Source organism: Paraurantiacibacter namhicola, assembly GCF_001687545.1.
GTDB classification, from domain to species: Bacteria; Pseudomonadota; Alphaproteobacteria; order Sphingomonadales; family Sphingomonadaceae; genus Paraurantiacibacter; species Paraurantiacibacter namhicola.
The window spans coordinates 604,885-626,183 of sequence record NZ_CP016545.1 but is presented as its reverse complement, the minus strand read 5'-3'; the positions used below and the strand labels follow the sequence as shown (position 1 = coordinate 626,183).

General features: G+C 65.2%; 16 protein-coding genes. 7 read left to right on the top strand and 9 right to left on the bottom strand.

The window, feature by feature from the left end; genetic code table 11:
• Window positions 1-23: 23 nt before the first annotated feature.
• A complete protein-coding gene (gene recQ, locus A6F65_RS03035; protein WP_067785867.1) occupies window positions 24-1,817 on the bottom strand; it encodes a DNA helicase RecQ in 1,794 nt (597 codons plus the stop codon).
• On the opposite strand from recQ, the gene A6F65_RS13160 reads away from it, so the two are divergent.
• From A6F65_RS13160 to phhA, 3 genes are all read left to right on the top strand, one after another.
• Window positions 1,816-2,298, top strand: coding sequence for a hypothetical protein (locus A6F65_RS13160; protein WP_237164870.1), 483 nt, complete (start codon window positions 1,816-1,818; stop codon window positions 2,296-2,298). The two genes, recQ and A6F65_RS13160, sit on opposite strands and share 2 nt — an antisense overlap.
• Before the next feature lie 89 nt (window positions 2,299-2,387).
• Complete coding sequence (locus A6F65_RS03025; protein ID WP_067785864.1) at window positions 2,388-2,612, top strand: hypothetical protein; 225 nt, start codon at window positions 2,388-2,390, stop codon at window positions 2,610-2,612.
• A 61-nt stretch (window positions 2,613-2,673) separates the two neighbouring features.
• Window positions 2,674-3,612 carry a phenylalanine 4-monooxygenase gene (phhA, locus tag A6F65_RS03020; protein WP_067789871.1) on the top strand — a complete coding sequence of 313 codons (939 nt, stop codon included), beginning with the start codon at window positions 2,674-2,676 and terminating at the stop codon, window positions 3,610-3,612.
• A gap of 128 nt (window positions 3,613-3,740) precedes the next feature.
• Here the strand turns inward: phhA and A6F65_RS03015 are convergent, their stop codons facing one another.
• The 5 genes from A6F65_RS03015 to A6F65_RS02995 form a co-directional block, all read right to left on the bottom strand.
• On the bottom strand, window positions 3,741-3,980 hold the full coding sequence (locus tag A6F65_RS03015; RefSeq protein ID WP_067785861.1) for a hypothetical protein: 240 nt from the start codon (window positions 3,978-3,980) through the stop codon (window positions 3,741-3,743).
• A 77-nt stretch (window positions 3,981-4,057) separates the two neighbouring features.
• The gene (locus tag A6F65_RS03010) at window positions 4,058-4,324 is read right to left on the bottom strand and encodes a GlsB/YeaQ/YmgE family stress response membrane protein (protein WP_067785858.1); all 267 of its coding nucleotides are present in this window, start codon (window positions 4,322-4,324) and stop codon (window positions 4,058-4,060) included.
• A 101-nt stretch (window positions 4,325-4,425) separates the two neighbouring features.
• Window positions 4,426-5,220, bottom strand: coding sequence for an undecaprenyl-diphosphate phosphatase (locus A6F65_RS03005; protein WP_067785855.1), 795 nt, complete (start codon window positions 5,218-5,220; stop codon window positions 4,426-4,428).
• Between the two features lie 139 nt (window positions 5,221-5,359).
• A complete protein-coding gene (locus tag A6F65_RS03000; RefSeq protein ID WP_067785852.1) occupies window positions 5,360-7,474 on the bottom strand; it encodes a M13 family metallopeptidase in 2,115 nt (704 codons plus the stop codon).
• A 153-nt stretch (window positions 7,475-7,627) separates the two neighbouring features.
• Entirely contained in the window at window positions 7,628-9,436 is a 1,809-nt protein-coding gene (locus tag A6F65_RS02995; RefSeq protein WP_067785849.1) for an ABC transporter transmembrane domain-containing protein, read from the bottom strand.
• Between the two features lie 189 nt (window positions 9,437-9,625).
• Here A6F65_RS02995 and A6F65_RS02990 point away from each other — a divergent pair, with 189 nt between their 5' ends.
• Window positions 9,626-10,864 (top strand): polyhydroxyalkanoate depolymerase, encoded by a 1,239-nt coding sequence (locus A6F65_RS02990; RefSeq protein WP_067789868.1) that lies wholly within the window; start codon window positions 9,626-9,628, stop codon window positions 10,862-10,864.
• A 3-nt stretch (window positions 10,865-10,867) separates the two neighbouring features.
• On the opposite strand, the gene A6F65_RS02985 is transcribed toward A6F65_RS02990, so the two are convergent.
• Genes A6F65_RS02985 through A6F65_RS12830 form a run of 3 tightly spaced genes read right to left on the bottom strand, consistent with a single transcriptional unit; the run spans window position 10,868 to window position 13,080 of the window.
• Window positions 10,868-11,497, bottom strand: a complete 630-nt coding sequence (locus A6F65_RS02985) for a DUF4126 domain-containing protein (protein WP_067785846.1) — start codon at window positions 11,495-11,497, stop codon at window positions 10,868-10,870.
• Window positions 11,498-11,537: 40 nt separating this feature from the next.
• Complete coding sequence (locus tag A6F65_RS02980) at window positions 11,538-12,926, bottom strand: DUF5935 domain-containing protein (RefSeq protein WP_067785843.1); 1,389 nt, start codon at window positions 12,924-12,926, stop codon at window positions 11,538-11,540.
• 1 nt (window position 12,927) lies between these two features.
• Entirely contained in the window at window positions 12,928-13,080 is a 153-nt protein-coding gene (locus A6F65_RS12830; RefSeq protein ID WP_157093029.1) for a hypothetical protein, read from the bottom strand.
• Between the two features lie 103 nt (window positions 13,081-13,183).
• Between A6F65_RS12830 and A6F65_RS02975 the strand changes: the two genes are divergently transcribed.
• The 3 genes from A6F65_RS02975 to gltB all read left to right on the top strand — a co-directional run bounded on the left by A6F65_RS02975 (window position 13,184) and on the right by gltB (window position 21,297).
• Complete coding sequence (locus A6F65_RS02975; RefSeq protein WP_067789865.1) at window positions 13,184-14,425, top strand: TIGR04063 family PEP-CTERM/XrtA system glycosyltransferase; 1,242 nt, start codon at window positions 13,184-13,186, stop codon at window positions 14,423-14,425.
• A gap of 38 nt (window positions 14,426-14,463) precedes the next feature.
• Entirely contained in the window at window positions 14,464-16,458 is a 1,995-nt protein-coding gene (locus A6F65_RS02970; protein ID WP_157093028.1) for a hypothetical protein, read from the top strand.
• A gap of 195 nt (window positions 16,459-16,653) precedes the next feature.
• Window positions 16,654-21,297 carry a glutamate synthase large subunit gene (gene gltB / locus A6F65_RS02965; protein ID WP_067785836.1) on the top strand — a complete coding sequence of 1,548 codons (4,644 nt, stop codon included), beginning with the start codon at window positions 16,654-16,656 and terminating at the stop codon, window positions 21,295-21,297.
• Window positions 21,298-21,299 lie beyond the last annotated feature (2 nt).

Sequence of the window (21,299 nt, the reverse complement as noted above, 5' to 3'; positions counted from 1 at the left end):
TTTAGCTAAATAACGTGCAGCCGTCAATTCGCGCGGATGGCGCGCAGGAAGGCCTCGCCATGGGCCTCCAGCTTCTTGGCGCCGATCCCGGGAAGTTCGCCCAGTTCGGACAGCGTCGCGGGGCGGCGCGCGGTCATCTCGCGCAGGGTGGCATCGTGGAAGATGACATAGGGCGGGACCTGCACCTTTGCCGCCAGCGTCCGGCGCAATTCGCGCAGCGCATCGAACAGCGGATCGCCGACCGGGTTGGCGGCCTGCTGCGTGCGGCGGCGGCCCTTGCGCGATTGTGATGGCGACGGGGTGACGATGGCCACTACCGCCTCGCCCTTCAGGATGGCCTTGGCATCGCCGCCCAGCCGCAGCCCGCCATGCTCGGTCGCGACCAGCGCGCCGCGGGCCTGCAGCGCCCGGCTGACCGGTTGCAGCAGGCGCGCATCCTCGCCTTCGACAATGCCATAAACGCTGAGCCGGTCATGCCCGCGCTGCACGATCCGCTCGTCCTGCGAACCGGTCAACACTTTCTGCAAATGGCCGAAACCGAAGCTCTGGCCCGTGCGATAGGCCGCGCTCAGCAGCTTCTGTGCCAGCACGGTGGCGTCGGTCACGTCGGGCGCTTCGAGGCAATTGTCGCAATTGCCGCAGCGTTCGGGCGGCGTCTCGCCGAAATGGCGCAGCAGCACCGCACGGCGGCAGCCTGCCGTCTCCACCAGCTGCGCAAGCGCATCCAGCCGTGCGCGCTCGCCCTGCTGGCGGGCCTCGTCCACCTCGCCCAGTCGCTGGCGCGCGGTGGCGAAATCGCCTGCCGCCCACAACATCAGGGCCACAGACGGGTCCCCGTCGCGCCCGGCTCGCCCGGTTTCCTGGTAATAGGCCTCGATCGACTTGGGGATGCCGGCATGCGCCACGAAGCGGACGTCCGGCTTGTCGATTCCCATGCCGAAGGCGATGGTCGCCACCACCACCATGTCCTCACTGGCGACGAAGGCAGACTGGTTGGCGGCTCTCTCCTCCGGCGGCAATCCGGCGTGGTAGGGCCGAACCGGACGGCCCGTGCGCGCCGCCAGCTTCTCGGCCAGGTCCTCCACCTTGCGGCGGGTGGGGGCATAGATGATGCCCGGCCCCGGTTCCTGCCCCATCAGCCGCGCCAGTTCGTCCGTCAGGTTCGCCCGGTGGCGCATGGCATAGCGGATGTTGGGCCGGTCAAAGCCTGCAACCACCAGGCCTTCATCCGGGATGCCGAGCTGCTGCAGGATGTCGGCCCGGGTCCGCTCGTCCGCCGTGGCCGTCAGCGCCAGCCTCGGGACCTGCGGGAAAGCATCCATCAGGGGGCGCAGCTGGCGGTAATCGGGCCGGAAATCGTGCCCCCATTCGGATACGCAATGCGCCTCGTCCACCGCGAACAGGGCGATGCGTGCGCTGCCCAGCAGGTCTCGGAAGGCGGGCTGGCTGGCGCGTTCGGGCGCGACATAGAGCAGGTCCAGCTCGCCCGCGCGGTAGGCATCCATCGTCTCGCGCCAGTCGGCATCCACGCTGGTCAGCGTGGCCGCGCGTATGCCGTTGGCGCGGGCCGAGCGAAGCTGGTCATGCATCAGCGCGATCAGCGGCGAGATCACCACGCAGCACCCGTCCAGCACAACGGCGGGTAGCTGGTATGTCAGCGACTTGCCCGCGCCCGTGGGCATGACGGCCAGCGTCGATTCGCCTGCCAGCACGCGCGCCAGCACATCGGGCTGGCGGCCGCGCAGCGCCGGATGGCCAAAGGTCCGGCGCAGCGACTCCATCGCGCTTTCAGGGATTTCGGTCAGCTCTGCGGGCATGGCCGTGCTGTGGCAGATGGCGCGCGCGGGCGGAAGCTGCGCAGCCGCCCATCCACGGGCAATTTGCCGCTTTGCCTTACGCGGCGCCACGATTTACAAGGGCTGCACGCTGGACCGGCGCAGGCACCTGCGTGGCGGCAGCGAAAGTTTCGCCAAAGAGGGAACCGAAACCATGAAGAAGATCATCTCCACCGCCTTTGCCGGCGCAGCACTGATGGCCCTGTCCGCCTGCGGCAGCTCCGACGACGCATCTGAAGATGCGGCCGCCGAATCGGTCGAAGCCCCGGCCGACGATGCCATGACCGATGTCGAAGCGCCCGTGGAAGACGAAGCCGCCGTGAACGCCGCTGCTGCCGAAGCAAGCGAGACCGCAGAAACGGTGCAGGATACCGCTGCCGCAGCTGAAGCTGCCGAAGACGCAGCCATGGACGCGGCAGCTGCTGCCGATGCTGCAACGGCTGCTGCCGAAGACAGCATGTAATCTGCCGCCACAAGGCATTGGGGCGGGCGCGAAGGCAGCAGGCTTTCGCGCCCGCTTCCTTTTTGTGCGGGGCGATCTATCATCGGGCCATGTCTCGCCCCAACCTGCTTCGCTGCGCCGCTGCGCTGGCCGCCATCGCCCTGCTTCCGGCCTGCGGAAGCGATGCCGATCCCGGCCCGGGCGGGGTCAATGTGAGCGAGGCAAAGGCGTTGGACGATGCCGCGGCAATGCTGGAGGAGCGACGCCCGGAACTACCCGAAGCTTCGGAAACCTCCGGCGCCGAGCCGGGCACCGCGCCCGCTGCGACAGAATAATTCGCCGCACGGTAATGTTTGGCAGGCACTTTGCGGCTATGCTAACCGTTGAATGAACGACATGGCTACGATCTTGAACCCTGAGAGCGACTTTTCCGCCATCCCGGAAGTGGACGGCGATGTGTTTACCGCGCCCCTGAAGCGCCCCGAAAATGTGGGTGAGGACTGGCTGGAGCCGGAGCAGCGGCAGTATTCTTCCGAGGACGATGCTGTCTGGAACGACCTGTTCGAGCGGCAGATGGAAATCCTGCCCGGCCGCGCCTGCGATGCCTTCATGGCCGGGATGCAGAAACTGCACCTGAACCGCGGCGGCGTGCCCGATTTCAAGGAACTGAGCGAGGAGCTGGACCGGCTGACCGGTTGGAGCGTGGTGCCCGTGCCTATGCTGATCCCCGATCACGTGTTCTTCTGGCACCTGGCCAACCGCCGTTTCCCGGCGGGCAATTTCATCCGCACGCGCGAGACCTTCGATTACATCCAGGAACCGGACGTGTTCCACGATGTCTTCGGCCATGTCCCGCTGCTCGCCGATCCGACCTTTGCCGATTACATGCAGGAATATGGCAAGGCCGGTTGGAAGGCGATGCGCTACAACCGGCTCAAGTCCTTGGGCTCGCTATATTGGTACACGGTGGAATTCGGCCTGATGATGCAGGCGGACGAGCTTCGCATCTATGGCGCCGGCATCCTGTCCGGCCCGCGCGAGGCGATCTTTGCGCTGGAGGCGGAAAGCCCCAACCGCATCATGCTGAATGTCGACCGCGTGATGCGCACCGATTACGTGATCAGCGACCTGCAGCCGACCTATTTCGTGATCGAGAGCTTCGAGGATCTCTACCGCCAGACGGTGGAGCGTGATTTCGACCAGCTTTACCGCAGCCTGGACCCCGGCTTCACCTATGCCAATGCGGCCGTGATCGATGTCGATTATGTCGTGCACCGGGGCTCGCAGGAATACCACCTGCGCGGCGGCCGCGGGTCCAACGCAAACCCGGTCTGACCCAGCACTCTGGCCGCTGCGCTCCAGTCGGCACGTTTAAATCCGAAGCACATAAGAGAAAGGCCGGCCCCGCTGATGCGGAGCCGGCCCTTTTTCGCATTCCGGGCAGGTCGCCCGGAAAAAGCGAATTACATCGTTTCGTCGATGGTCTCTTCGGCAGCTTCTTCCTGCGCGTCGACTTCGGCCTTCATTTCGTCAGCCGTTTCACCGGTGATTTCGCCGGTGTCTTCCATCATGTCGATGTTTTCGTCAGCGGCAGCTTCTTCTGCTTCGACGACGTCTTCGGCTTCGTTTTCGGCGGCGCTGTCACAAGCGGCAACACCGAGACCGAGGACGGCGGCGGATGCGAATGCAATGATCTTCTTCATGAAATTTCCCCTTTTGGAAATGAGAGGGAGGCTTCGTGGGCCATCCCGAGTGGTTTGAAAAGCCTGAAATCGGATATTTATCCTTTGACGCGGCGTGTCAGGTTCAGCGCCACGAGGAATATGACCGATCCCAGCAGGGCGATCAGCAAGGCCAGCACGTCATAACGCTGGCCCAGCAGGCTGTGCCCGCCAAACAGCGGGTTGAGTACCAGCCCGGCAATAAAGGCGCCGGCAATGCCGACACCCACATTCAGCAGAATCGCCTGTCGGCTCTCGGCGCGCGTGATGATCGATGCGAGCCACCCGAGGATGGCACCCACGATAATCAGGAATAGAACGCCCATTGCCGGCCTTTCGAAACTGCTTGCCCCCTCAACGGACGCTGCGGGGCAAGGGTTCCAAGATAAAGGCAAGGTTTCGGCAAGACTGCCTTATTTCGGCACAGTCAGAAGAACCAGAGAAGCGCCAGCCCCAGCAGGACGCGGTAGATCACGAAGACCATCATGGAGGCGCGCTTCAGGAAATTCATCAGGAACATCATCGTGGCCAGCGCCGCGAGGAAGGTGAAGACACCCGTCACCACCGCATCCCACTGCATCTGCGCGGATGCATCGGCGAGATCCAGAGCGGCCAGCAGGCCTGCCCCCGCCACGGCCGGGATCGCCAGCAGGAAGGAAAAGCGCGCGGCCTCCACACGCTTGTAGCCGAGAGCGCGCGCTGCCGTCATCGTGGCGCCGGACCGGCTGGTGCCGGGAAACAGCGCGAGCGCCTGCGCTAGGCCCACGATGATGGCGTCGCGCAGCGTCATGTCCTCGTAATCCTTCACTTCCTTGCCGAAGCGGTCCGCCACGCCCAGCAGGATGCCGTAGACGATCAGGTTCACCGCCACGAAGTCCGTGAACCGGAAGCTTTCCAGGTAACCGCCCAGCTTCAGGAACAGGCCGAGTGCAACGGCAGGGATGGTGCCGATCACGATCCACCAGAACAGGCGGCGCTGCACCGGATCCTTGCCGATGCCCACGGCCGAGAAGCCGCCGCGCGCGAGGCCTGCCACGTCCTTGCGGAAATACAGCACGATGGCGAGCAGCGAGCCGATGTGCACGGCCACGTCGATCAGCGGGCCCTGGTCCGGGAAATCCGTCAGGTAGGGAATCAGGATCAGGTGGCCAGAAGATGAAATCGGCAGGAATTCCGTGATTCCCTGCACGATGGCGATGATGAGTTGCTGCAAGATGGTCATGTGTGGCGGTTTCCATGGCGCAGCCCGGCTTCATCGCCAAGCATCAAGCGCCAAGCCTTTAGGCGACACGCGCAAAAAGCAAAGCCCCCGCGAACCTGCCTGAGGTGCGCGGGGGCCAGCTTCGTCTATCGGGCAGGTCTTACCAGATGACGATACGATCCTTGGGATCGAGGTAAAGCGCATCGCCCGGCGTCACGCCAAACGCCTTGTGCCATGCATCCATGTTCCGGACCGCGCCGTTGGTGCGGTATTCTTCCGGGCTGTGCGGGTCGGTCATCAGGCGCTGGCGGCCCGTTTCCTCGCGCTGCATGCTGCGCCACACCTGCGCCCAACCAAGGAAGAAGCGCTGGTCGCCCGTGAAGCCGTCCAGCACGGGGGCTTCCTCGCCGCCGAGCGACATGCGGTATGCGCGGTATGCCATGGACAGGCCGCCGACATCGCCGATGTTCTCGCCAAGGGTGAAGCGGCCGTTCACGCAGGTCTCGCCCTCGTCATAGGGGCAATAACCGTCGTACTGCGCCACCAGCTCGTCGCCCAGCTTGGTGAACTGCGCCAGGTCCGGCTCGGCCCACCAGTTGTTAAGCGCGCCGGTCGCGTCGTACTTGGCACCCTGGTCATCGAAACCGTGGCCGATTTCGTGCCCGATCACTGCGCCGATGCCGCCGTAATTGATGGCCGGATCGGCATTGGGATCGAAGAAGGGGGCCTGCAGGATGGCCGCCGGGAACACGATCTCGTTGAAGACCGGGTTGTAATAGGCGTTCACCGTCTGCGGCAGCATGAACCACTCGCTGCGATCGACCGGCTTGCCCAGCTTCGCCTTGTTGTCGGCGACACTCCAGGCGATGGAGCGGACGCGGTTGCCCAGCGCATCGCCCGGCTTGATGACGAGGCCGTCGTACGTCTCGAACTTGTCCGGATAGCCGATCTTGGGCGTGAAACTGTCGAGCTTGGCATAGGCCTGCTCCTTTGTTTCCGGCGTCATCCACTCGTTCTGCTCCAGGCTCTCGCGCATGGCGAGGCGCAGGTTAGCGACGAGCTCGTCCATCTGAGCCTTGGCTTCCGGCGGGAAGTAGCGGTCGACGTAAAGCGCGCCGAGCTGTTCGCCCAGCTGGCCTTCCGTGGCGGACACCGCACGCTTCCAGCGCGGGCGCTGTTCCTGCGCGCCGGACAGCATCTTGCCGTAGAAATCGAAGCTGGCGCTATCGAAACGCGTCGGCAGGACGGAGCTGTGCGCGTTGAGGAAGCTGGCCGTCATGTAAGCCTGCAGCACGCCCAGCGGGGTTTCGCCGATCAGTTCCATCATCGCCGGCAGGCCGCCGCCGATCTTCGCTGCCATTTCCGCATCGGACATGCCCAGCTTGGCACGCTCTTCTGCGGTCGGCGGCATCTGGCTGACGAGGAAGTAATCCACGCCGCCGAAACCGGCCTTGTCGATCAGCATCTCGGTCGGGAAGCCCGGTGCCAGCGCCAGCATCTCGTCACGGCTGACCTTGTTGTAGGTCAGGTCGCGGTTGCGCAGGACCGTGCGGTCCCATTCCAGCCGCGCCACCTTGGTTTCGAAATTGTAGACCGCATTGGCGACCTTGGCAGGCTCCGGGAAACCGGCCTCGCCCAGTAGGAAGGTCAGGTAATCCTTGTAAGCCGCGCGGATGGCGAGGTTACGCTCGTTATCGACCAGGTAGTAATCGCGGTCGGGCAGGCCCATGCCGGAAAAGCCGACGGAAACAGCGTAGGAATTGGGATCCTTGCTGTCGACGGTGACGCCGGCCGAGATCAGGCTGGGCAGCCCGGCTTCGGGGAACAGCGCGATCAGTTCCTCATGCGTCTTCGCGCCCCAGATCTGGTAGACATAGGGCATGGCCGGAGCCAGGCCGAGCGCGTCGATCGTGTCGGTGTCGTAGAACGACGTGTAAGCATCCACGATGCGGCGCTCCGGCGTGCCGGCCGCGGGCGTCATGGCGACGAGATCGTCGATCAGCGTCTTCACGTCGCTGGTGCTCTTCTCACGCAGCAGGTTGAAGGCGCCGTAGCGGGTGTATTCGTCCGGGATCGGGTTCTGCGCGATCCAGCGGCCGTTGGCATAGGCGAAGAAGTCGTCGCCCGGATCCACGCTCTGGTCCACCAGCGAGGGATCGAAGCCCCAGGTGCCGAAGGACATCTGCGGGGCGGCGGTTTCTTCCTGCGCGATGGCCGGGATGGCGAGCGACAGGGCGGCGGCGGATGCGCCGGCGATAAGCAGTTTCTTGATCATAAGGCTTGCGACCTTTTCCTCTCTTCTGTGCGAAGTACCCCCAAGGTACGAATTCGTAGGTGAACCCCTAGCATCTCCGGCGCAAGGGGACTCGACGCTGGTCGGCCATGGATGACCGTTCGTCGAAACGGGACCCGGCGTGCATGGCTGTGCTCAGCGCCCGTAGGGCTCGCTCTCTGCCTCGGTAAACTGCAGCGCGGCGAGCCGGGCATAAAGCCCGCCATTGGCGGACAGCTGCGCATGCGTGCCGCTTTCGACCATGCGCCCATCCTCCAGCACCACGATCCGGTCCGCCGCGCGCACGGTGGCGAGGCGGTGGGCGATAACCAGCGTGGTGCGCCCGGCCATGAGGCCATCGAGCGCCTGCTGCACCAGCATCTCGCTTTCGGCATCGAGCGCGCTCGTCGCCTCGTCCAGCAGCAGGATCGGTGCATCGCGCAGCAGGGCGCGGGCAATGGCAATGCGCTGGCGCTGCCCGCCGGACAGGCGCGCGCCGCCCTCGCCCAGGAAGGTGTCGAGGCCATCCGGCAGCGCGCGCAGGAAATCGGCGGCATTGGCATTCTCGGCCGCCTGCCAGATGGCAGCGTCATCCGCATCCCAATTGCCGTAGCGCAGATTGTCGCGCGCATTGGCGGCGAACAGCACGCCTTCCTGCGGGACGATGGCGATACGGCGGCGGATATCGGCCGGGTCGGCATTGACCAGCGGCACGCCGTCCAGCCGCACCGTGCCGTGCTGCGGATCGTAGAACCGCTCTGCCAGCTGGAAGACGGTGGACTTGCCCGCGCCCGACGGCCCGACGATGGCCACCGTCTCGCCCGGCTCCACCTCAAGGGTGAAGTCGCTGAGCGCGGGTGTGTCCGGCCGGGTGGGATAGCGGAAGGTGACATTACGGAACGACAGGCTGCCGCGCGGGGGCTGCGGCAGGTCCGTGGGGCGAGCAGGCGGGGCGATGGCGGGCTTCTCGCGCAGCAACTCGTTCAGCCGGCTGGCTGCGCCTGCACCGCGCAGCAATTCGCCATAGACTTCCGTCAGCGCGCCGAACGCGCCGGCCACGATCATGCCGGTCAGCACGAAGGCGGCGATGGTCCCACCCGTCAGCGTGCCGTCCGCCACCTGCATCGCGCCGCGCCACATCAGCAGCGTAATCGCGCCGAAGACGGACAGGATGATGATGAAGGTCATGGTCGCGCGCAGGCGGATGCGGCGCTGGGCGGTGTCGAACGTATCCTCCACCGCTTCCGCAAAACGCGCCTTTTCGCGGTCTTCCTGGTTGAAGCCCTGCACGATCTTCATTGCGCCCAGCACTTCGCTGGTGCGCATGCCGACGGTGGCGATCCGGTCCTGGCTTTCGCGCGAGACGCTGCGCAGGCGCCGGCCGAACCATGCAATCGGGCCGACGAGTAGCGGCACGAGCAGCAGCATCAGGCCGGTGAGCGAGGGCGCGAGCACGAAGAGGTAAATCGTCCCGCCGATGGCCATCAGCACATTGCGCAGGGCAACCGAGACGGTCGTTCCGACGACCTGCTCGATCTGCGTGGTGTCAGCCGTCATCCGGCTGGCGATTTCGCTGGGGGAATTTTCCTCGAAGAAGGCGGGGTGCATGCGCAGGAGGTTGTCCTGCACGGCGCGGCGGATATCGGCCACGACGCGTTCGCCCAGCAGGCTGACGAAATAGAACCTGCAAGCCGTGCCCGCCGCCAGCACCACCACGATGCCAAGGAGGTAACGGAACCAGCGGCCGATTTCCTGCGGGTCCACCCCTTCGGCAAAGCCGCGGTCCACGATCAGGCGCAGGCCATTGGGGATGGCGAGCGTGGCGGCGGCGGTGATCAGCAGCGCGGTCAGTGCCAGCGCCACGCGGCCGGGATAGCGCGCAGCGGCGCGCCACACCATCAGCAGCGGGCCAACGCTGCTGGCGGGTTCGACGTCGGGTGCGGTCTTGCTGGGGGCGCGTGCCATCGGGCGCGCACTAGGCGAAGTTCCGCGCGAGGGAAAGCGCCAGCTGGCTGGCCGCGGCGCAAACCGCAGCTTGTGGAGCATTTTTGGCTTTGCCGCATTGCACAATGGACGCGAACACGGCAGTCTGCGCGCGAAGCACAGGGTTGCCCCGCAAAGGCGATGGCGCAACCGCAGGGGACGCATCACACCATGCTATACACCGCTTACGAAATGCAGCGCTCGCTGCTGGCAGGCGCCAGCAACTGGGCGCAGATCGGGGCCGAACTGCTGAGCAACCCGGCCCTGCCGATGGGATATTTCGGCACCGGCCCGCTGATGGCCAGCGCCCTGCAGGTCTTCGCCCATATCTACGAGGATCGCGGCAAGCCCGAATTCAATATCAAGCCGGTCGAGGTTGACGGCAAGAAGCGCAAGGTGAGCGAGGAAGTGGTATACGAGCGCCCCTTCGGAAGCCTGCGCCATTTCAAGCGCGCCGGCCTGCCCAAGGACGCGCCCAAGCTGCTGATCGTCGCGCCCATGAGCGGGCATTACGCCACGCTGCTGCGCGGCACGGTGCAGCGCATGGTCCAGAACCAGGAGGTGTGGGTCACCGACTGGGCCGATGCCCGCATGGTGCCGCTGGACCAGGGGACTTTCGACCTCGACGATTACATCGATTACCTGGTGGATTTCCTGCACCAGATCGGGCCGGATACCCATGTCCTGGCCGTGTGCCAGCCCAGCGTGCCGGCCTTTGCCGCGACCGCGCTGATGGCGGCTGAGAAGGACGAATGCCGCCCGGCCACACTTACCATGATGGGCGGCCCGATCGACACGCGCGCCAGCCCCACCACGGTGAACGATGTCGCCATGGAACGGCCCATCAGCTGGTTCCGCAACAATGTGATCGCCACCGTGCCGGTCAATTATCCCGGCGCGGGCCGCAAGGTCTATCCCGGCTTCCTGCAGCTGGCGGGCTTCATCTCCATGAACCTCGAAAGCCACATGATGAGCCATTACGAGATGTTCAAACATCTCACTCTGGGCGACCAGGAAAGCGCCAAGGGTACGAAGAAGTTCTACGACGAATATCTCTCCGTCTGCGATATGACGGAGGAATTCTACCTCGAGACGGTGGAGGAGGTGTTCCAGAAGCACTCCCTGCCCAAGGGCAAGTTCGTGCACCGCGGCAAGGCCATCGATCCCGGCGCCATCACCGACACCGCCGTGCTGGCGATCGAGGGCGAGAAGGACGATATTTCCGGCATCGGCCAGACGCGCGCTGCGCTCGATATCTCGCGCAATCTGCCGATTGCGAAGCAGAAATACCATCTCGCCCGCGATGTTGGCCATTACGGCATCTTCAACGGCAGCAAGTGGCGCGAGCGTATTGCCCCGGTGGTGGAAGAATGGATGCGCGCCCATCCCAAGTCGGGCGGCGCAAAGTAGGCGTCAGGCCGGCGGCGCGTCCGCCTGTGCCTCGCGCCGGAATAGCTTGCGGATCAGCCGCCGGGCCACCAGCAGCAGGCCGATGACCAGCGCCAGCAGCGTGGCGGCGATGCCCGCTGCCGCCCATGGATATTCATAGGCCGCCCACAGAAGCCCTGCGGTCGCGACATCCTCCGCAGCACTCAGTGCGACATTGCTGGCGGGTTCGGGGCTGGTGTTGACCACCGCCCGCGCGCCAGCCTTGCCGCCATGGCTCAGCAGCGCGCCGCCGCCGCCCAGGATAAAGGCGACAACCTGTGTGGCCGGATCCGATGGATCGACCACGGCCAGCGTCAGCAGGGCCCCGCCAACCGGCCGCACGAAAGTGTGCACCGCGTCCCACGCGCTATCGAGCCACATGACCTTGTCGGCAAAAAATTCGCAGAAGGCCGCCACCCCGGCCACGCCCATCACCCACGGGTTTGCCAGCACCTGCAGGCTGGCGAGGTGTTCCGGCAGCGGCACGATCCCGCTGCGCATGGCGATGCCGGTGGCAAGGACGGTCAGGTAAAGCCGCCAGCCCGAAAGCAGCGAGACGCTGCCCGCGATCCCCAGGATTTCCACGATGCCGAGCGATGCGCCTGCGCTGTCCATGCGCGGCAGTTTACGCCGCCAGCGCCGGCTTGCAAGCCAATCAGGCGGTCGCCGCTTCGCCCGTGGCGACGGAGGCCTGTCGCTTTTTGGCGATGCGCGCCTTCTTCACCGTCTTGTGGGTGCGCTTCTCGTAACTCCAAAGGCCGCACTGGATGCCCACCAGCATGAACAGGAACGGCTGGAAGGCGATGCCCACGAACAGCGATCCGACAAGGTAGATGATCTGCCCCTGTTGCAGCGCAGTGGCCAGGCCCCATTGCCAGCTTTTCTCGCCCGACCCGTCGGCCACGGCCTTGCGATTGTATCGCCAGCGGATGCGCTCCATCTGCCACACGCCCAGCCCCTGCAGCAGCAGCCACATGAATAGGCCGGGATAGCCCTGCTCGCCCAGCATCTCGAAATAGCTCGAATGGTATGCGCGCGCCTCGTCGGTGACTTCTTCGTATTTGACCACCTTCTGGCCGCCCACTTCCTCCACCGTGCGGGTGTTGTAAGTGAAGCTGTTGCCCAGGAAGGCAGAGAAGCCGCCGCCCATCGGATTGCGCTCCGCATAGTCCATCGTCCAGGTCCAGACGCGCACGCGGGTGGAGGCGGATTCGTCGCCTTCATGGCTGGCGATGGTGGTCATGCGCTCGGTGTAGGATTGCGGCAGGAAGGGGAAGGCCGCCACGGCCAGCAGTCCTGCCAGGCCCATGTAAAGGAAGCGGTGCTTCACGGAGCGCAAGAGCAGCACGGCCAGCACGCCCAGACAGACAAGGCCCGTCCGCGCTGCCGTCCCCACCGGGATCAGCAGGCAGGCGAAGATGAGCGCAGCGGCAAAGGCCTTAACCCGCCAGTCCGGCTTGAAGATCGTGCCGTGCCGCGTCAGCCACAGCACCAGCGGGATGATGGCCACGGTCGCGGTGGACAGGATGGAGCCTTCGTAAAGGCCGTAATCCTCCTTCACCAACAGGCTGAGCGTGCCGTAGCCGCCGCCGCCAAAGACCGTCTTGATACCGCCGTTGATGATGATGAGGCCGATCGACAGCACGATGGTCAGCACCGCCGCCTCGATCCGCAGCTTGGTGCGCAGGGTCAGCGGCAGGAAGGCGGCGAAGACCAGCGCCTTCCACACCCATTCCCATTTCACCGCCGCTTCGACCGGGAAATCGGCATTCATCGTGGTCCAGCCGGCATAGGCCAGCAGCGCCAGGATCAGGCCCTGGCGAAAGGTGAAGCGCGAGCCCTTCTTGCTGTCGAACAGCAGCCAGCCGGTAAAGGCGGCCAAGAAAGCGATCAGCGACAATTGCAGCGTCGTGATCATGCCCCAGCCCATCTTCTGCGGGGCCACGCTGTCGACATACATGTACAGCAGCACCCAGAAGAACGGCCGTTTCAGGCCGAGCAGCAACGCGATGAAGAAAAACGCGACGAGGAAAAGGTCGAACATCTCAGCCGTCCGCCTCACCGTCACCCGGTGCGGGCTTGCCGCTCCGGGGGCGCCGGGGCTGTTCTTCCTTGTCCAGCTCGTCCCGCGTCAGCAGGCGCGCGAACATGACCAGCAGCAGGCCGTGCATCAGCAGGACGGTGGCGATGTCGATCATGTCTCGGCGTGCTCAATGGCGCGGGCGGATGCGCCCATGGCCTGCGTGATAGCGCCATGCAGTTGACGCGGCGTTAAGGGTGTTGTGGCAGGCAGGCCCCGTCATGACCCGCCCCTTGCGCATCCTCCACGTCCTCGACCATTCGCTGCCGCTGCACAGTGGCTATACCTTCCGCACGCGCGCCATACTGAAGGCGCAGCAGGCGCTGGGTCTGGAGGTGCGCGGCATCACCGGGCAGCGCCACAGCGCCGATGGACCGGAAGTGGAAGAAGCGGACGGGCTCACATTTTACCGCACACCCGGCGCCGCCTCGGGCCCGCCTGGCGTCGGCGAATGGCGCGAGGTTAATGCGCTGGCGCAGGCGATCGAGCGCGCTGCGGCGGACTATAAGCCTGACATCCTCCACGCCCATTCGCCCGCCCTGTGCGGCATGGCGGCCAAGAAGGCTGCGCGCCGGCTGGGCATCCCCTTCGTCTATGAGATCCGCGCCTTCTGGGAAGATGCGGCCGTAGGCAATGGCACGGGGCGCGAGGGATCGGTCAAATACCGCCTGACGCGCAGCCTTGAAAACCATGTCGTGTCGGAAGCGGACGCGGTCTTCACCATCTGTCATGGCCTGCGCGACGATCTGGTCACTCGCGGTTTCGATGGCGGGAAGATCGGCATCATGCCCAATGGCGTGGACCTGTCGCTGTTCGGCGATCCTCCCCCGCGCGATGCGGCTCTGGCGAAGCGCCTCGGCATCCCGGACGGCGCGCCGGTGATCGGCTTCATCGGCAGTTTCTACGATTACGAAGGGCTGGACGATCTCGTCGCAGCCATGCCGCGCCTGATCGAACGCCAGCCCGGGGCACGCCTGCTGCTGGTGGGCGGCGGGCCGATGCAGGACGCAATCCGCGCGGCAGCCGAAGCCTCCTCCGCTGCACCTGCCATCGTGATGACCGGCCGCGTGCCGCATGGCGAGGTGCAGGATTACTACGCCTTGTGCGACATCATGGCCTATCCCCGGAAAGCCAGCCGCCTGACAGAACTGGTCACGCCGCTGAAGCCACTCGAAGCGATGGCCGAAGGCAGACTGGTCGCAGCGTCGGACGTTGGCGGACACCGGGAACTTGTGACCGATGGTTCCACCGGCACGCTGTTCGCGCCGGACGATCCGGCAGCCCTTGCAGAAGCGCTGGCGGACCTGATCGAACGCAAGCCGGCCTGGCCCGCAATGCGCGAAAGGGCACGCCAGCACGTGCGCGAAAAGCACGACTGGGCCCGCAATGCACAGCGTTATCCAGACGTTTACCATCTGTTGCTAGACAGCCCTTCCGACCGCCGGGACATGCGCGCCGCCTGAGGCGTGCCTGACCGCAAACGAAACGAGACGGGGTTATCTTGGCCACACTTGCTGCCGATACCGTGAAACAGCAAAGCCGCGCGAAGGGTGGAAAACCGCCCATCAGCGCGCATCCGGCCTTTCCGGCCGTGGTGGCGCTGTGGTTCGCCGCGCTGTTCGGCCTGGGCTGCATGGTCCTGCCGATTGCCCTGCTCGAATCCTTCGTGACGGCGACGGGTATTTCATCCTTCTTCGCCGCCGCGCAACCGCCGCTCGGCATGACGGCGCGCCTTTCCATGGCCCTTGGTTTCGCCGCGATCGGCGCGGGCTTCGGCTATTGGCTGGGCAACAAGGTGGCCGATGCGCAAGCTCCGAAGCCGGAAGGCCGCGCGCTTTTCGGTGAGATTGCGGGTGGCGGCACGTCCGCGCCGACCCCGATCTCCGCGCGGGACGAACTGGGTGAAGAGGGCCTCGGCGGCGAGCAGCCTGCTGGACAGAAGCAGAAGCGCCGCTCCCTCGCCATCGAGGAAGATGAAGGCCCGAGCGATTACATGACTTATGTGCCCGTGCCGGGTGAAGGCGAAGGATCGCCCGTTCACGAGCCGGTGGACATCGACGCGCTGGAGCTGGGCGATTTCGCCAGCGAAGAAGGTGAGCCGGATGATCCGGAGCCCGTCCACCTTGAACATTTGCGCAATGACACGGCCGAAGTCGGCGAAGACGGCGAAGACGCAGCCGAACCGGCTGACGAAGCCGATTCGGCAGCATCGCCGCCACTGCAGTTTTCTGCGCCTTCGCTGGCGAGCGAGCGTCAGCTCTTCCAGCCGGATATGCCGGCGCCGGAACCAGATTCCGAACCTATCACCGATCTGATTTCCGACCCTGCCATCAAGCAAACCTATGAGCCGGCACCGGAACCGGCCAAAACGCTGGCATTTTCCGCGCCATCGCAGGCAGAGATGCCCGCGCAGCCTGCTTCTTTCGAGATGCCGCACGACCACGCAGCAGAGCCCCTTGCGGCCACACCCCCAATCCACGCCGAAAGGCCCGCCATGCCCAGTGAATTCACGCCCGAAGACCAGCCGCAGCTCCATGCCGCGCCCGTCCAGCAGCCGGCGGCACCGCAGCAAAGCGGGTCCGAACCCGGCCTGATGGCATTGGCCGAGCGGCTTGGCGGCGCGATCCGTAAACGGCAGGAAATGGCTGCTGCGGCGCCGCAGCCGGCCTTTGCCCCGCAGGCCGCACCGGCTGGCCTGGACGCCCGCGGTGCCGTTCCGGCACTGGCCGCAGAAGAAATCGACCCGCTGCAGGACGACGATGTCGCCAGCGCAGTTGCCAGCTTCTTCAAGAAGCCTGAGGCCGCCGCGCCTGCCGACTTCTCGGCACCCTCTCCCGCTACGGAACCCGCAGCGCAGTCCGCCATGCCGCAGGCTTTTGCCGCGCCCCAGCAGCCGCCCGAGCAGGCACCCGAGCCCGCAGAGCCGATGGAACAGGTAGCCGAAGCGCAGCCCGCTTTCGCAGCCGAGCCAACCCCGGTCGCCCCGCCCGCGCCATCCAATCCCTTCGCGCGGATGGATCTCTCTGTGCATGATGATGACGATGAGGATGACGACAGCGACGATCTCGCCGCTTCGCTCACCTTGCCGCTCAATGCCATGCGTGCCGATCCGAGCCAGCCGCGGCAGGTCTTCCAGGCCCCGCAGGCGGTCGACGCGCACGAGGATGAGGCGCATGACGATGAGGCGGGCGAAGACGTGGCGGACGAGAGCACCGACCGGTTCGGCTCGCTGTCGGAAATGTCCAACCCCTTCGCTCGCAAACAGGAATTCGTCCGCGTGGACGAGCCGGAAGACGATGGCGTCCAGCAGAGCGTCAGCTTCCCGCCGCAGGCCGCGGTCGATGGCAAGCCGTCAGAGGCAGCAAGCGCGGCCCCGCGTCCGTTCGACCCGCCCGCAGGCATGGCTGCGGCTGAAGCGCCGGCCGATCGCGAGAAGGCCGAGCGCGAATTGCGCGAGGCGCTGGAAACGCTGCAACGCATCAGCGGCGCCGCCTAAAGTCCAACTTTGCTGCGGCGCAGCAAAACGCGCCGCCACGAATCTTGCCAAAACAGTTTCCTGTCTCCAATAGGGGCTTTCGCGACATTTTGTGAAAGCACCCGGTGCGGTGGGCGCGGTTTCGTTTCGGATGAAACCATTCTGACGCCCTGTCCCCCGCTCCGGCCCGGTTAGAGAGCGACAGGAAGGGCCGCCTTGGACGATTTTCCCGCCCCGCAAGGTTTGTACGATTCCCGCAACGAGCATGACGCCTGCGGCGTCGGCTTCATCGCGCATATCAAGGGCGAGAAGAGTCACTCCATCGTCAGCCAGGCGCTGGAGATCCTGCAGAACCTGGACCATCGCGGCGCGGTGGGGGCGGATCCGCTGCTGGGTGACGGCGCGGGCCTGCTGATGCAGATCCCCGATACGCTGTATCGCAAATGGGCGGACGGCAAGGGCCTGACCCTGCCTGCGGCCGGCGATTATGCCGTCGCCATGTGCTTCATGCCGCAGGAAGCCGAAGCGCGCGATTTCATCACCACGCAGTTCGAGAAATTCATCGCCAAAGAAGGCCAAGGCCTGATCGGCTGGCGCGATGTGCCCACCACCACGCAAGGGCTGGGCAAGGCAGTGCTCGATTCGATGCCGGTGATCCGCCAGTGCTTCATCGCCCGCGGCGAGAACTGCGCCGACCAGGACGCGTTCGAACGCAAGTTGATCGTCATCCGCAAGCAGACCCAGAACCCGCTGAAGGAACTGGCAAAGAAGCACGGCATGCCAGGGCTGGAGAGGCTCTACATCCCCAGTTTCTCCAGCCGGACGGTGGTCTACAAGGGGCTGCTGCTGGCTACGCAGGTGGGCAGTTTCTACGACGATTTGCGCGATCCGGACTGCACCAGCGCACTGGGCCTGGTGCACCAGCGCTTCTCCACCAACACCTTCCCCAGCTGGCGCCTTGCCCAGCCCTTCCGCCTGATCGCTCACAACGGAGAGATCAACACGGTGCGCGGCAATGTGAACTGGATGAACGCCCGCCGCCGCACGATGGAAAGCGAGCTGCTGGGCGCCGACCTCGACAAGCTGTGGCCGATCGTCCCGCACGGGCAGAGCGATACCGCCTGCCTCGACAATGCGCTGGAGCTGCTGCTGCTGGGCGGATATTCCCTCGCCCACGCGATGATGATGCTGATCCCGGAGGCCTGGGCGCGCGATCCGCTGATCGATCCGGCGCGCAAGGCCTTCTATGAATATCACGCCGCGCTGATGGAGCCGTGGGACGGCCCGGCCGCCGTGGCCTTTACCGATGGCCGCCAGATCGCCGCCACGCTGGACCGCAACGGCCTGCGCCCGGCGCGTTTCTGCGTGACGAAGGATGACCTGGTCTGCCTCAGCTCCGAAAGCGGCGTGCTGCCGTTTGCGGAAGAGGATATTACGCGGAAATGGCGCCTGCAGCCCGGCAAGATGCTGCTGATCGACCTGGAAGAAGGTCGCATCGTTGAAGACGCCGAGCTGAAGGCGCAGCTGGCCTCAGCGCATCCTTACGACAAGTGGCTGAAGGACGCGCAGTACAAGCTGGCCGACCTTGAAACCATAGAGACGGACAAGGACGCCGTGCGCGAGCCGGAGGCATCGCTGCTGAACCGTCAGCAGGCCTTTGGTTACACGCAAGAGGACATCTCCCGCTTCCTGGAACCCATGGCGGTGAACGGCGAGGATCCCATCGGCTCCATGGGTACGGACACGCCCATCGCCGTTCTCTCCGACCGGTCGCGGCTGCTTTACGATTACTTCAAGCAGAACTTCGCGCAGGTCACCAATCCGCCGATCGACCCGATCCGCGAGGAGCTGGTGATGAGCCTGCTTTCGATGATCGGTCCGCGCCCGAACCTGCTGGGCCGCGAGGCCGGCACGCACAGGCGACTGGAAGTCGAACAGCCGATCCTGACCAATTCGGACCTCGAGAAAATCCGCTCGGTCGAAACCAGCCTGGACGGTGCTTTCCGCACCGAGACCATCGACATTACCTGGGATGCCGCCAGCGGGGCAGAGGGCCTCGAGATGGCATTGAAGGAGATGTGCTGGGCCGCGACGGAAGCCGTGCTGCAGGACAAGAACATCCTGATCCTGTCCGACCGGGCGCATTCGGCGGACCGCATTCCCATGCCCGCCCTTTTGGCCACGGCAGCCGTCCACCACCATCTGGTGCGGCAGGGCCTGCGGATGCAGACCGGGCTGGTCGTGGAAACCGGCGAAGCGCGCGAAGTGCACCATTTCTGCGTGCTGGCAGGTTACGGGGCGGAAGCCATCAACCCCTATCTCGCCTTCGAGACGCTGGAGGATATCCGCGCCCGCAAGGTCCCTGACCTGGACCCGCAGGCGGTCGAGAAGAACTTCGTGAAGGCCATCGGCAAGGGCATCCAGAAGGTGATGTCCAAGATGGGCATCTCCACTTACCAGTCCTATTGCGGGGCGCAGATCTTCGATGCTGTCGGCCTGTCCAGCGCCTTCATCGACAGCTATTTCAAGGGCACGGCCACCACCATCGAAGGCGTGGGCCTGCAGGAAGTGGCGACCGAAGCGGTGCGCCGCCACGCCACCGCTTACGGCGACAATCCGCTTTACAAGAGCATGCTCGATGTCGGCGGCATCTACCAATACCGCCTGCGCGGCGAGGAGCATGCCTGGACCCCGGCGAACATCGCCAACCTCCAGCACGCAGTGCGCGGTGAGAACCCCAAGAATTACGAGGAATTCGCCAAGAGCGTGAACGAGCAGTCCGAACGGCTGCTGACCATTCGCGGCCTGATGGAACTGAAGACGGCGGACACGGCCATCCCGCTGGAAGAGGTTGAAAGCGCGGAAAGCATCGTGAAACGCTTCAGCACCGGCGCGATGAGCTTCGGCTCCATCAGCCACGAGGCGCATTCCACACTGGCCATCGCGATGAACCGCATCGGCGGCCGTTCCAACACCGGCGAGGGCGGCGAGGAGCCGTTCCGTTTCAAGCCGCTGGAGAACGGCGATTCCATGCGCAGCCGCATCAAGCAGGTCGCCAGCGGCCGCTTCGGCGTGACGACGGAATATCTCGCCAATTCGGACGATATCCAGATCAAGATGGCGCAGGGCGCGAAGCCGGGTGAAGGCGGCCAGCTGCCCGGCCACAAGGTGGACAAGCGGATCGGCGCGGTGCGCCATTCGACGCCGGGCGTGGGCCTGATCAGCCCACCCCCGCACCACGACATCTATTCGATCGAGGACCTGGCGCAGCTGATCCACGATTTGAAGAACGTGAACCCGGTCGCGCGCATTTCCGTGAAGCTGGTGTCCGAAGTGGGCGTGGGCACGGTGGCCGCCGGCGTGTCCAAGGCGCGCGCCGACCATGTGACCATTTCCGGTTATGAAGGCGGCACGGGCGCGTCCCCGCTGACCAGCCTGACGCATGCCGGTTCCCCGTGGGAGATCGGCCTCGCCGAAACGCAGCAGACGCTGATCCTGAACGATTTGCGCAGCCGCATCGCCGTGCAGGTGGATGGCGGCCTTCGCACGGGCCGCGACGTGGCCATCGGAGCGCTGCTGGGTGCGGACGAGTTCGGCTTTGCCACCGCCCCGCTAATCGCGGCGGGCTGCATCATGATGAGGAAGTGCCACCTCAACACCTGCCCGGTGGGTGTCGCGACGCAGAACCCGGAACTGCGCAAGCGCTTCGTCGGCACGCCAGAGCATGTCATCAACTACTTCTTCTATGTCGCGGAAGAGCTGCGCCAGATCATGGCGGACATGGGCTTCCGCACGGTGGGCGAAATGGTCGGCCGGGTGGACCGGATCGACATGGCCCGCGTGCATCGCCACTGGAAGGCCGCCGGCGTGGACCTTGGCAAGCTGCTGCACCAGGTCGAGCCGCATGACGGGCACACCATCTATCATTCCGAAGAGCAGGACCATGGCCTTGGCGCGGTCCTCGATGTCAGCCTGATCGAGGAGTCGCAGGCCGCCATCCAGTCCGGCGAGGCGATGGTGATCACGCGCGAGGTGCGCAATGTGAACCGCACCGTGGGCGCAATGCTTTCAGGCGAGATTGCCAAGGCGCATGGTCACGAGGGCCTGGCGGCCGATACGCTGCGTATCAACCTGACCGGCGTTGCCGGGCAGAGCTTCGGGGCATGGCTGGCGCACGGCGTAACGCTGGACCTGACCGGCGATGCCAATGACTATGTCGGCAAGGGCCTGTCGGGCGGCCGCATCATCGTGAAGCAGCCCGAAGGCGTGTCCCGCGATCCGGGCGAAAATATCATCGTGGGCAATACGGTGCTTTACGGCGCCATCGCGGGCGAAGCCTATTTCGGCGGCGTTGCGGGTGAACGCTTCGCTGTGCGCAATTCGGGCGCGGTCGCCGTGGTCGAGGGCACGGGCGACCATGGCTGCGAATACATGACCGGCGGCGTTGTCTGCGTGCTTGGCCCGACGGGCCGCAATTTCGCGGCCGGGATGAGCGGCGGCATCGCTTACGTCTATGACCCCGACGATACCTTCCTGCTGCGCTGCAATTTGGCGCAGGTCACGCTGGAGCCGATTGCGGCCGATGCGGAAGACCCGGAAGGGACAGGCCTGCCGCAGCAGCGCGCCAGCCATGTCGGCGACAATGGCATGGGCGATCCCCTGTACCACGATGCGCAGCGCCTGCGCGTGCTGCTGGAACGGCACAAGCTGCACACCGGAAGCGCACGGGCCGCGGCGCTGCTGGACGATTTCGACAATGCTTTGGGCAAGTTCAAGAAAGTGATGCCGGTGGATTATGCCCGCGCCCTCAAGCAGCTTGAAACCGAACGCGAAGCAGCCGCCAGCGTGGCGGCGGAGTAAGG